The 12,018-nt window shown below is 58.8% G+C and carries 10 protein-coding genes; all 10 read right to left on the bottom strand.

The annotated features are described in order from the left end of the window. Window positions 1-80: 80 nt before the first annotated feature. Window positions 81-416 (bottom strand): outer membrane protein assembly factor BamC, encoded by a 336-nt coding sequence (bamC, locus tag ACP4CD_RS04540; RefSeq protein ID WP_426993740.1) that lies wholly within the window; start codon window positions 414-416, stop codon window positions 81-83. 450 nt (window positions 417-866) lie between these two features. Beyond that, a complete protein-coding gene (gene dapA, locus ACP4CD_RS04535; protein ID WP_064029676.1) occupies window positions 867-1,742 on the bottom strand; it encodes a 4-hydroxy-tetrahydrodipicolinate synthase in 876 nt (291 codons plus the stop codon). Window positions 1,743-1,823: 81 nt separating this feature from the next. Next, window positions 1,824-2,519, bottom strand: coding sequence for a phosphatase PAP2 family protein (locus tag ACP4CD_RS04530; protein WP_064029678.1), 696 nt, complete (start codon window positions 2,517-2,519; stop codon window positions 1,824-1,826). Beyond that, window positions 2,506-4,035 carry an ArnT family glycosyltransferase gene (locus ACP4CD_RS04525; RefSeq protein WP_426993739.1) on the bottom strand — a complete coding sequence of 510 codons (1,530 nt, stop codon included), beginning with the start codon at window positions 4,033-4,035 and terminating at the stop codon, window positions 2,506-2,508. The genes ACP4CD_RS04530 and ACP4CD_RS04525 overlap by 14 nt, the downstream gene beginning before the upstream one ends. After that, window positions 4,032-5,777 carry a single-stranded-DNA-specific exonuclease RecJ gene (recJ, locus tag ACP4CD_RS04520; RefSeq protein WP_426994655.1) on the bottom strand — a complete coding sequence of 582 codons (1,746 nt, stop codon included), beginning with the start codon at window positions 5,775-5,777 and terminating at the stop codon, window positions 4,032-4,034. Before recJ ends, ACP4CD_RS04525 begins: the two co-directional genes overlap by 4 nt. Window positions 5,778-5,830: 53 nt before the next feature. Continuing rightward, complete coding sequence (gene thrC / locus ACP4CD_RS04515) at window positions 5,831-6,925, bottom strand: threonine synthase (RefSeq protein WP_064029682.1); 1,095 nt, start codon at window positions 6,923-6,925, stop codon at window positions 5,831-5,833. Between the two features lie 3 nt (window positions 6,926-6,928). Further along, complete coding sequence (locus ACP4CD_RS04510) at window positions 6,929-8,239, bottom strand: homoserine dehydrogenase (RefSeq protein ID WP_071156707.1); 1,311 nt, start codon at window positions 8,237-8,239, stop codon at window positions 6,929-6,931. A gap of 35 nt (window positions 8,240-8,274) precedes the next feature. Continuing rightward, window positions 8,275-9,459: an alanine transaminase gene (gene alaC / locus ACP4CD_RS04505; RefSeq protein WP_064029686.1), complete on the bottom strand. Its 1,185-nt coding sequence runs from the start codon at window positions 9,457-9,459 to the stop codon at window positions 8,275-8,277. A 203-nt stretch (window positions 9,460-9,662) separates the two neighbouring features. Then, window positions 9,663-9,815, bottom strand: a complete 153-nt coding sequence (locus tag ACP4CD_RS04500; protein WP_426993738.1) for a hypothetical protein — start codon at window positions 9,813-9,815, stop codon at window positions 9,663-9,665. A gap of 25 nt (window positions 9,816-9,840) precedes the next feature. After that, window positions 9,841-11,748: an ATP-dependent zinc metalloprotease FtsH gene (gene ftsH / locus ACP4CD_RS04495; protein WP_426993737.1), complete on the bottom strand. Its 1,908-nt coding sequence runs from the start codon at window positions 11,746-11,748 to the stop codon at window positions 9,841-9,843. Between the last annotated feature and the right edge of the window lie 270 nt (window positions 11,749-12,018).

Here is a 12,018-nt window from a genome sequence, read left to right as displayed (position 1 = left end):
TCGATATTAGGTGCGGCGTCGGCCGCGAGGCTGTTTGGATACGGTGAATTCAGGCGCGCGGGCGGCGCGGGGCGAACCCGTCAGGGTTGCGCGGCCGGCTCGCCATCCGCCGGCAAGTCCTGCTTGATACCGTCGGTGATCAAGCGCAATAACGAAGTCGCGGCGGTATTGGACAAACTTCGACCTTCGCTGTCTTGCACCGTCACTTCGGTGGCATCGGCCGATAAGGCCTGCAAGCTGATCCGGTACTCGAGTTCCTGGCTGGGATCGTCGCCGAACATGAAATTAAACTCGTCCAGAATAGAGCCGTCTTCGGGTTTGATCGCATTCGGATCGTATTTGACAAAGAAATAGCCTTTGTCCATGTTACGTTCGACGATCTCCAACTTCTGGCGGCTCAGCGATTTGCTGACCAACCACCAAGCTTGGATAATCGATTGATCGATTTCCAGACTGCTGACGCCGTCGCTAGCCTGGCGCTGGGGGCGTTCGCCGGCGGATTCGGCCGGCGAAACGCCGGGCGCCGGCTCTACCGGCGCCTTGGCGACTTCCGGTTTCGCGGCCGGCTCCCTTGGCTTGGCCGCGGCCGGCTCCGCTGCCGCGGACGAACTCGTCTCCGCCGTCTCGACCGGTACCGACGCGGTCGTGGCGACCGGCGCCGGGGTGTCGGTCCGAGTGGCGCGGGCGCGCGGGTCGGAAAGGTTTTGTTTTTCAAATCGTCCGGCACGACTAATTCGGGGATCTCTGTCGTAAACTGGTAATCCCGCTCTTTATCGGGAAACAGGCTTTTGACGTAACCGCAACCGCCCACCGCGCTCAGCACACCCGCCAGCAATAGCCAGCGACCTAACCGAATGGCGCGCATGTTAAAGCGCACCCGCCTGCCGCATCGCGGCTCTTACCGGGTCGTAACAATCCTCGGTCAGCCAAGTCAACGGCAAACGAATACCGGTACCGATCAGGCCCATTTCGGCGACGGCCCATTTCACCGGAATCGGATTGGACTGAATGAACAGCTTGGCATGCAATCCTTGCAATTTGGCGTCTATCGCTTCGGCCGCCGCCCGGTCGCCGCGCATCGCGGCCGTCAACATGTCGTGAACCAGGCGTGGCGCGACGTTGCCGGTCACGGTGATGCTGCCGTTGCCGCCCAATAGACAGAATTCCAGACTGGTGGCGTCGTCGCCAGTGTAAATCGCAAACTCGGCACCGGTGAGATCCCGGATTTGCCGGACTCTTTCCAATTTGCCGGTCGCCTCTTTAACGCCGACAATGTTTTCGACTTGCGCCAAACGGCCGACGGTTTCCGGCAACAAATCGCAACCGGTACGGCCTGGGACGTTGTAAAGGATCTGCGGGATGTCGACAGCTTCCGCGACGGCTTTGTAATGCAGATACAAGCCTTGTTGAGTCGGTTTATTGTAATAAGGCGTCACCAGCAAACAGGCATCCGCTCCGGCCGCCTTGGCCCGCCGAGTCAGCGCGATCGCTTCGCGGGTGCAATTGGCGCCGGTGCCGGCGATCACCGGTATCCGGCCGGCGACATATTCGACGCTTGCCTGGATGACTCGGCAATGCTCGTCTTCGTCCAGCGTCGCCGATTCGCCGGTCGTGCCGACCGCGACCAAAGCGTCGGTACCTTGCTCGATATGAAACTCCACCAAGCGCTTCAGAGCGGCGAAATCCACTGCGCCGTCATCCGTCATCGGGGTTACCAGAGCAACGATACTACCTTGAATCATGCAAATCTCTCGTCAGGAATTAATCAAAAACAGTCGGCATTATATCAAGCCAAGCGCTAAAGCCCAGTGCGCTTACCGATTTTAACCGTCGCGGCGGCGAAACCATTTAATCTCGAGAAACCAGCCGTAATACAGCGCGAACGCCACCAAAAACACCAGATACCCGGACCAAAGAATGTCCGATAAAAAATGGCCGCCCGCGGTCATCCGGGTGAACCCCAAGGTCCAACCCAGCGCCAAGGTCAATAGCAGATAAACTACCTTGTGATTTTGCGACAGAAAATACAGTACGAAAAAACTGTAGCCGACCGAACAATGACCGCAGACGAAAGACTTGTCCGGCGTTCCGCCGATCTTGCCGGGCGGAATATAGCGATGCTCGCCGCCGAACTCGGTTACGTGCACCGGCCGCGGCCGCCCCCAATGATCCTTGACAATCAAATTGACGACCACGCCCGGTCCTACCGCGATCACCAACAGAATGTAAAGCGCCCGCCGCCGGAAGCGGCGAGTGAAGTGGTGAAAATGGCTGGAGATATACACCGCCAGCGCAGCGACACCCGACCATACTGTAAACGGAAACGCGTAGTCGTAGAGCGGCTTAACCAACCACCAATGCCGATAAGGCCAAGCTTGTTCCGGGTCGTCGGGCCGATAAAACCAACCGGCGATCGTCAAATCCAGATCGGTCAACCAGAAAACCAAGGTCGTCGTGGTCGCGAGCAGAAACCAAATGGCCAATTCCAATCGGGCGCGGGCGAGTTTACGGTGAGGCATGACCTTCCTGATGCAGTGTTAGCGACGCTGGCCAGGCCTTCAATTTCTCGGCCCGATAAACATAGTATTTTGTCGACGGCTTGGCCGGATCGGCGACTTCACCCAGCAAAGTCAGGCCTTCCAGGCTGTCCGACCAGCGCTTGTCGAAGCGCGCGGCTTGAATGTCGGCGACCAGAAACGCCGGCCGGCCCAAGTGTTCAGTCGGACCGGGCCAGACCTCGTACTGCGAGGTCACGCCGCCGCTGGCTTCATAGCGGTAGACGCGAGGATGGTCCGGCAAATAAAACGCCAGCTGACTGGCCAAAAAGCGGTGTCCGACCGTGACGAAGACCGGCCGGTCCGAGCCGGATTCGGTCCGATAGGTGTCGATACGCTCCGCCAACACCCGCCATTGCTTGAAACGTTTCGTCGGATCGAGTTTGGAGTTTTGCAAATTCAAGGCTTGTAAAACCGCCGGTAACGCATAGGTCAGCAAGACCATCGCCAAGCCGACCGCCAAGCCGGCTTTCAACCAGCGGCCGGGAGCCGGCGCGGCGCCGGCCACTAGAATCAAGCCAGTGAAATAAAACGGCATCGGCCAGTTGCCCTGGACTTTTTGGCCGAAACTCAGCGCCAAGATCAACAACAACCAGGCCGGCCCCATCAGCCATAGAAAGCGCCGCTCGTCATCCCATTGCCGAAATCCTGACAACCCGCGTAGCGCGGTCGCCAACGTCAAAACAAACATCAGCGGATTCAACAGCAACAGTTGGTAAAACCAGAAATCCCGAACATCGCGCAGGCGTCGCCAAGCATCGAATTCACCCTCGTTGCCGAAATGACTCTTGCTATGACCGAACATGACCCAATCATGCTGGTCGTTCCAGACCAGAATAGGCACCGCGGCCAAAACGACCGGCGCCAGATAGCGCCAAAAGTCACCGCGAAAATGGCGGCGGCGCGCCGCGCTCGCACTCAGAAACACCGCCAACGCCAACGGCTGCAACAATGCGGCCTGCTTGCTCAGCAAGGCCAAGGCGGTCGCGCAACCGGCCCACAGCCAAGCCCGCTGGTGACCGTCGAACACGGCGCGGCGCAGATAATAAACCGCGGCGATCCAAAAACAATATAACGGCGGATCGATGGTCATCAGAAAATTGGCCAGCACATTGTTCGGCGTCGCCAATACCAGCAACAGCGTCAGCGCCGCCGCCCGCGTGCCGTAAAACGCCCAGGCCGTGGCGTGCAGATAGTAAAGAAAACCGGTGCCGAGCAACACCGCCGGCAGCCTTACCGCCCAAGCGGTATCGCCGAACGACCATGTGGAAGCGCCTATCAGCCAGGCTACCATCGGCGGTTTGCTGTAATAGCACCAGTCCGGTCGCCGCGACCAGTCCCAGTAATAACTCTCGTCGCCGATCAGATCCAGGCCGTTGAACGCCAAGAAGCCGATCCGTAGCGCGAGAATCGCCAGCAGCAACGGCCAGCGCCATCGGTGTACGCTGTCCAACCAGTGCTCGAAACCGGCCGCGCTCATTCCCATTTCTCCAAATAATGCACCAGCAATTGCAGACTGCGTTGTCCGCGAAATTCGTTGATATCCAGTTTAAAGGCCGCATTCACCTTGCGGCAACCCAGCCAATTTTCCGGCCTATCGGCAAAAAACGCGATGGCGTCGAACAATTGGCCGCCGAACGGTAATTTGAGCACCAGCTTCAGGTGCTGCTGCCCGACAATGCGACATTGGATGACATCGAACACGCCGTTAAACACTGGCTCCGGAAAAGCCTGCCCCCAAACGGCGGCTTGTTGCAAAGTTTCGGCAAAGGCCAGCGTCATGTGCGCCTCATCCAGTTCGCCGTCGCTATAGACTTTTTGTTCGAGATCCACCGCATCCAGACGCGCTTCGACCGCGCCGGCAAACGCCAACGCAAAGTGCGGGTAATCGTGCAATTTGATCGTCAATCCGGCCGCCATCGCGTGACCGCCGAATTTTTCCAACACCTGCGGATGAGCGGCCGCGACATCGGCCAACACGTCGCGGATATGCACGCCGGGTATAGACCGGGCCGAGCCCTTGATGTCGCCGTGGTCGGCCGGCGCGAATGCGATCACCGGCCGGTGCAATCTGTCCTTGATCCGCGAAGCCAGAATGCCGACCACGCCTTGATGCCAATTGGCGTCGTACAAGCAAACCCCGGCCGGGACGTGCTTTTCGTCCAGCGCCTTCATCTCGGCCAGCAAGGCCATCGCTTCGGATTTCATCTGGCCTTCGACGTCGCGGCGATCCTGATTCAGGGCGTGCAGCTGCTCGGCGATGTCGCGGGCCAGACCGGCGTCTTCCGTTAACAGGCATTGAATGCCCAAACTCATGTCGTCCATCCGACCGGCCGCGTTCAGGCGCGGCGCCAACGCAAAGCCAAGATCGGCGGCATGGATGCCGGCCAGCGTTTTGCCGGCCACTTCCGCGAGCGCTTTAATGCCCGGCTGACATTGTCCCGAGCGTATTCGCAACAAACCCTGGTGCACCAGTATCCGGTTGACCTGATCCAGCGCAACGACGTCGGCGACCGTACCGAGTGCGACATAATCCAGCAATTGCGCCAGATTCGGCTCGGCGATGCCGTTTTTCTCGAACCAATGCCGCTCGCGCAGCCGAATCCGCAAGGCCATTAGCACATAGAACATCACACCGACCCCGGCGATGTGGCGACTGGGAAACTTGTCGTCGGGCAGATTGGGATTGACGATGGCGTCGGCGTCCGGTAATTCTTGGCCGGGCAAATGATGATCGGTCACCAACACTTTAATGCCGGCCGCCTTGGCCACCGCCACCCCGGCAATGCTGGAAATGCCGTTATCGACGGTGACGATCAAATCTGGCTTCCGGCGTTTGACCAGTTCGACGATTTCCGGCGTCAAGCCGTAACCGAATTCGAAACGGTTGGGTACGACGAAATCCACCCCGCGAGCGCCCATCAACGCCAAACCCTTGATCGCCAATGCGCAACTGGTTGCGCCGTCGGCATCGAAATCCGCGACGATCGTAATCGCCAAGCGCTGCTCGACCGCGTTCACCAAGTGCTCGACCATCGACTTGATACCGGACAACAACCACGGCGACGGCAAACGCGCCAAACCGCGATCCAGTTCGTCGCTACCCTGCACGCCGCGACTGGCGAAGACGCGCTGCAACACCGGGTCCATCCCGTCGAAATGGCCGTGCTTGACCAGCACCGGCCGCGGCACGATCGCTTTCTTGCTGCCCTGTAAGTACATGTCTTCCAATAAAAAAGCCGGCTAAGCCGGCTTCGCCAAGTTCGCGGCGGCGATCACATGTTGTCCAGAATCGCTTTTTTTACGGCATCCAGCGTGGCTTCTATCGTGACCGGATGCGTGTCCTTACACTGAGCGATCGCGGTATCGGGGTCCTTGATGCCGTTACCGGTCAGCGTACAGACGATGGTACTGCCGTCCGGAATCTTGCCGCTACCAATATCGTGCAGCGCGCCGGCCAGCGAGGTGGCGGAGGCCGGCTCGCAGAAGATGCCTTCGAATTGCGACAACATCTTTTGCGCGGCCAGAATTTGTTCGTCGCCGAACGACGCAAACCAGCCGCCGGATTCTTTTTGGACGTTCCAAGCCAAATCCCAGGATTGCGGGTGGCCGATCCGAATCGCGGTCGCGACCGTTTCCGGGTTGTCGACCATTTTGCCGACCACGAACGGCGCCGCGCCGGCGGCTTGATATCCGCACATCACCGGACGCTTATCGATGACGGCCGCGTGGCCGGCGCTGTCGGAGGCGTATTCGCTGTAACCCTTCCAATACGCGGTGATGTTGCCCGCGTTGCCGACCGGCAGACAGTGAAAGTCCGGCGCCCGGCCCAGTTCGTCGACAATCTCGAACGCGGCGGTCTTTTGGCCTTCCAAACGAAACGGGTTGATCGAATTGACAATGGTAACCGGCGCGTGGTCGGCGACTTGTTTGACCAAGGCCATGCCGGCGTCGAAATTACCGTTGATCTGGATGATTTGCGCGCCGTACATCAGGGTCTGCGCCAATTTGCCCAACGCGATCTTGCCCTCCGGAATCAACACGAAGGCTTTGATGCCGGCCCGCACCGCGTAAGCGGCGGCGGCGGCCGAGGTATTGCCGGTCGAGGCGCAGATGATGGCCTGGCTACCGGCTTCGACAGCTTTGGTGACCGCCATCGTCATGCCGCGATCCTTGAACGAGCCGGTTGGATTCAGACCTTCGAACTTGACGTAAATATCGACATCCTTACCGATCAGGCGGGGGATGTTTTGCAATTGAATCAGCGGAGTGTTGCCCTCGCCCAAGCTGATCAGCCGAGTGGTGTCCGAGACCGGCAGGCGATCGCGGTAATGCTCTATCAAGCCGGTGTAGCGTGTGTGTTGTGCCATTGATTATCCTAAGGTTTCCAAGCGGATGCGCGCGACTTTACCGCTGACCGTGGTCAACGCTTCGATGTCGGCGATCGCCGCATTCATTTCTTTTTCCAAGGTTTGCTGGGTCAGCATGATGATAGCCACCGACGTTTCGCCTTGCGGCGGCTCTTTTTGAATCAAGGCTTCGATGCTGATGTTGTATTTGGCTAGAATCCGGGTCACATCGGCCAACACGCCGGGCTTGTCCTCCGCGGTCAAGCGCAGGTAGTAAGCCGTTCGAATCGCGTCGGCGGACAGGACCGGAATATCGGCGATGGCGTCGGCCTGAAAGGCCAGATGCGGTACTCGGTTTTCCGGATCGCTGGTCATCGCCCGCACCACATCCACCAAATCCGCCACCACCGCCGACGCGGTCGGCTCCGCGCCGGCGCCGGCGCCGTAATACAAGGTCGGCCCGACCGCATCGCCGCAAACCAATACCGCATTCATGACACCCTCCACGTTGGCGATCAAGCGGCGCTTCGGGATCAGCGTCGGATGCACGCGCAATTCGATGCCGGACTCGGTCTTGCGGGCAATACCCAGATTTTTGATTCGATAGCCCAAGGCCTCGGCGTATTCCACGTCGAGGCGGGTGATTTTGGTAATCCCCTCGGTGAAGACTTTGTCGAACTGCAACGGTATGCCGAACGCGATCGACGCCAAGATCGTCAATTTATGGCCGGCGTCGATGCCTTCGACGTCGAAAGTCGGATCGGCTTCGGCATAACCCAAGGCTTGGGCTTCGGCCAATACATCCGCGAAGTCGCGACCTTTGTCGCGCATCTCGGTCAGGATGAAATTGCCGGTGCCGTTAATGATGCCGGCCAACCATTGAATTTGATTGCCGGCCAGGCCTTCGCGGATGGCTTTGATAATAGGAATGCCACCGGCCACCGCCGCTTCGAACAACACCATCACGCCTTTCTTGCCGGCTTCGGCGAATACCTCGTTGCCGTGCAGCGCGATCAGGGCCTTGTTGGCGGTGACCACGTGCTTACCGTTGGCAATCGCGGTCAAAACCAATTGTTTGGCGAGGTCGTACCCGCCTATCAATTCGACGACGACGTCTATCTCGGGATCGTTGACGATTTCGAACGGGTCGGTGGTGAGGGCGATGCCTTGGGTGTCGCAAATGCGTGCCCGGTTCAGGTCCCGCGCCGAGGCGCGGGTCACGACGATTTCGCGGCCGGCACGGCGCGCGATTTCTTCCGCGTTGCGTTTCAAGACGTTGACGGTACCGCCGCCGACGGTCCCCAACCCCAGTACACCCACTCTAACCGGCTTCAAATCCGACTCCTAAACTTTGTCCAAAATGACGGCGATTATACAACGTTGTCTTTTTTCAGCATATTACGGATGCTGCGTAAGGCCTGCCGGGTGCGATGTTCGTTCTCGATCAAACTGAAGCGAATATGATCGTCGCCGTGTTGGCCGAAACCGATGCCGGGCGATACCGCCACCTTGGCATCGATGATCAATTTCTTGGCGAATTCGATCGAACCCATGCCTTGATAGGCGTCCGGGATCTTGGCCCAAACGAACATCGTCGCCTTGGGTTTTTCCACATGCCAACCCATCGCGTTCAGGCCGTCGCACAATACGTCTCGGCGCGCCTTGTACATATCGCGGATTTCCGCGACGCAATCCTGCGGACCTTCCAGCGCGGTAATCGCCGCGACCTGGATCGGCGTAAAGGTACCGTAATCCATGTAAGATTTGATCCGGGTCAGTGCCGCGACCAAGGTCGGATTACCGCACATGAAGCCGACCCGCCAGCCGGGCATGTTGTAACTTTTAGACAGCGAGAAAAACTCGACCGCGATGTCCTTGGCGCCTTCCACTTGCAGAATCGACGGTGCGACGTAGCCGTCGAATACGATGTCGGCGTAGGCAATATCGTGAACGATCCAGATATTGTGTTCCTTACAAATCGCGACGACTTTCTCGAAAAAATCCAGCTCTACACACTGGCAAGTCGGATTGCCGGGAAAGTTGAGGATCAGCATCTTAGGCTTGGGCCAGCATTCGGCGATGCCTTTGTGCAATTCCTCGAAGAAATCGGTACCGGGCGTCAGCGGCACGTGCCGAATGTCGGCGCCGGCGATGACGACGCCATAAGGATGGATCGGATAGGCTGGATTCGGCACCAACACCACGTCGCCGGGACCCAAGGTCGCTAGCGCCAGATGCGACAAGCCCTCCTTGGAGCCTATCGTGACAATGGCTTCGGTATTGAAATCCAAATCCACGTCGAAGCGTCTTTTATACCAACCGCAAATCGCCTTGCGCAGGCGCGGAATCCCTTTGGACACCGAATAACGGTGAGTATCGTCGCGCTGGGCGACTTCCAACATTTTGTTCAGGATGTGCGGCGGGGTCGGTTGATCCGGATTGCCCATGCCGAAGTCGATAATGTCCTCGCCGTCCGCTCGGGCTTTGGCTTTCAGTTCGTTGACGATGTTGAAGACGTAAGGCGGTAGGCGGCTGATGCGATGAAATTCTTCCATTAACGACTCTTGATCTGGTGCTGGTGAGGTTTTAAACAAGGCCGGCTAAGGTACTGGTGTTGCCTGGCAATGTCAATTGCCGGCCCAAATGCAACAGGCCGGCGGCGAGGCTTATGGCCCGCAGCTGTAGCCTAGCGGCCTAAACGTCGACCGGCGGACTGAGCGGCGAGCCGGCGGACTGAGCGGCGAGCCGGCGATAGCGATCAGCGGCCGGCCGAGGAGGATTTCTCCACGCCTTCGCTCGTGGGTTGGTTGAGATAGGAACCGCCCACCAAAAACACCAGTACTATCAGATACAGCACCGCCGCGATATTTTTTGCCCGTTTACTGCCGTCGTCCGGATTGATTTCAGTCATTGCCTCACTCGCTCTATCCTCTAATTCAAATACCGGCCAGCGCCGCCAACATATCATCGCGCTGGATCACCTCTTTTTCCTGCAGCAAGTCGGCAAGTCTGTCCAGCTGAGCGCGCCGGCCGGCCAGCACACCCGCCGCCCGATTTTCGGCCTCCTCCAGCAATGCGCCGATTTCGGCGTCGACCGCGCGAGCGGTCTCTTCGCTGTAATTGCGCTGCTCGCCGACATCGCCGGGCAGAAATTGCAATTGCTGGCGTTGGCCGTAGATCCTCGGTCCCAGTTTTTTGCTCATGCCCAAGTAGCACACCATGTTACGGGCGATTTCGCTGGCGCGCTCCAGGTCGTTTTGCGCCCCGGTCGAAACGCTACCCAGCGCCGATTGCTCGGCGGCGCGGCCGGCCAATAGGATGGCCAACTGATCTTTCAACTCAGCTTCGGTGGACAGATATTTTTCCTCGACCGGCAGTTGCAACGTGAAGCCCAGTGCCGAGACCCCGCGCGGAATAATGGAAATTTTATGCACCGGCTGGCCGGTCGGCAAGTTTTCCGCGACCAGGGCGTGCCCGGCCTCGTGGTAAGCCACCCGGCGTTTTTCGTCGGGACCCAAAATGCGATTTTTCTTTTCCGGACCGGCCATCACGCGATCGATAGCAGCTTCGAAATCGGCCATCGTCACGGTTTCTCGGCCGCCGCGGGCGGCCAGGATGGCCGCTTCGTTGGCGATATTCGACAAGTCCGCGCCGACGAAGCCCGGCGTGCGCTTGGCAACGGTCTGCAAATCCACGTCATCGGCCAAACGCATCGCCTTGCAATGCAGCGTCAAGATCGCCACCCGGTCGATCATATCGGGTTTATCGACGACGATTTGCCGATCGAAGCGTCCGGCGCGCAATAAGGCCTTGTCGAGGATCTCCGGCCGATTGGTCGCGGCCATCACCACGACGCCGGCAGTCGCGTCGAAGCCATCCATCTCGGTCAATAACTGGTTCAGGGTTTGTTCGCGTTCGTCGTTGCCGGGCATGGCCATCGGCCCGCCGCGACTGCGGCCGATCGCATCGAGCTCGTCGATAAAAATGATGCACGGTGCTTTTTGGCGGGCCTGCTCGAACAAATCCCGCACCCTGGCCGCGCCGATGCCGACGAACAGCTCGATGAATTCCGAAGCGCTGATGTTGAAAAACGGCACCCCCGCTTCGCCGGACACCGCCCTGGCCAACAGCGTCTTGCCGGTACCCGGCGCGCCGACCAACAACACCCCTTTCGGCATCCTGCCGCCGAGTTTTTGCAGTTTCTCCGGCGACTTTAAAAAGTCGATGGTTTCCTTCAGCTCCTGTTTGGCGCTTTCGGCCCCGGCCACGTCTTCGAAGGTGGTTTTGACCGCTTCTTGTTGGATTCTGACCTTGTTGCCGAGGTTCAGAAACGACCGCCCCGCCCCGCCGGTCATTTTCGGTAACAGCCACATCCAGATTCCGGCGAAAATCGCTAGCGGTATCACCCAGTTAAACAGCAGATTGCTCAGCCAATTGTCGCCGCTACGCACCACGTATTCGACCCGGTGTTCCTGAAGTTGCTTTCCCAAGGCGTCGTCCCACAGCGGCACGGTAAAAAACTGCTTGCCCAGAACCTTGTCTTCGGTTTTGAGGGTACCGTTGATAAAGCGTTGCGTCACCACGGCTTTTTCGACTTGGTTGTCGTTGACCAAGGCCAAGAATTGGCTGTAGGGAATTTCGCGGCCTTCGATACGCTCGCCACCGGCCAGTATCGACAGCAATAGCACGCCGACCAAGGCATACCAAAACCAGCGAGGCGACCTAGGCTTATCGCCGTCGGCGGCGGGCGCTTGCTGCTTCCAAGCCCGATAATGGTCTTGCAACCACGCCCAAGCCGCCGACCACAATTTCGCCAGCGCTTCGATTACTTGCTTACCCGTCATGACCACCCCCGGTTATTGGTTATTATCTCGGAAAAAATCGGTTCTTCGCCGCATCCCGTGCTCGATCAAGTCGACAGCCTACCAGACTTTCGGACCGGCGCGAGTTCGTCGTTACGCGCCGTTCGGATTCGCCGGCTTCGCTTTCCGAAAAACTCGGCGGTCGTACTGCCGAAACCAGGCGCGTGACAAATTCTTAGTCGATTTGTCGTCTCTCCGACACAAGCCGCCTCGGATATCTTAGGCTTACGGCCTCGGTAAGCCTTCCCTGAT

The sequence above is a fragment of the Methylomonas stagni genome (genome assembly GCF_050154735.1).
Lineage (GTDB): Bacteria > Pseudomonadota > Gammaproteobacteria > Methylococcales > Methylomonadaceae > Methylomonas > Methylomonas koyamae_A.
Note: the sequence above shows the minus strand (reverse complement) of the source record. Positions and strands in the feature narration are given on the sequence as shown.

Bases quoted from the DNA above. Each gene is read 5' to 3' on its own strand.
- thrC (WP_064029682.1), bottom strand. From the start codon at position 6,925: ATGGCACAACACACACGCTACACCGGCTTGATAGAGCATTACCGCGAT.
- ACP4CD_RS04500 (WP_426993738.1), bottom strand. From the start codon at position 9,815: ATGACTGAAATCAATCCGGACGACGGCAGTAAACGGGCAAAAAATATC.
- ftsH (WP_426993737.1), bottom strand. From the start codon at position 11,748: ATGACGGGTAAGCAAGTAATCGAAGCGCTGGCGAAATTGTGGTCGGCG.
- dapA (WP_064029676.1), bottom strand. From the start codon at position 1,742: ATGATTCAAGGTAGTATCGTTGCTCTGGTAACCCCGATGACGGATGAC.
- recJ (WP_426994655.1), bottom strand. From the start codon at position 5,777: ATGTACTTACAGGGCAGCAAGAAAGCGATCGTGCCGCGGCCGGTGCTG.
- ACP4CD_RS04525 (WP_426993739.1), bottom strand. From the start codon at position 4,035: ATGAGCGCGGCCGGTTTCGAGCACTGGTTGGACAGCGTACACCGATGG.
- ACP4CD_RS04530 (WP_064029678.1), bottom strand. From the start codon at position 2,519: ATGCCTCACCGTAAACTCGCCCGCGCCCGATTGGAATTGGCCATTTGG.
- alaC (WP_064029686.1), bottom strand. From the start codon at position 9,459: ATGGAAGAATTTCATCGCATCAGCCGCCTACCGCCTTACGTCTTCAAC.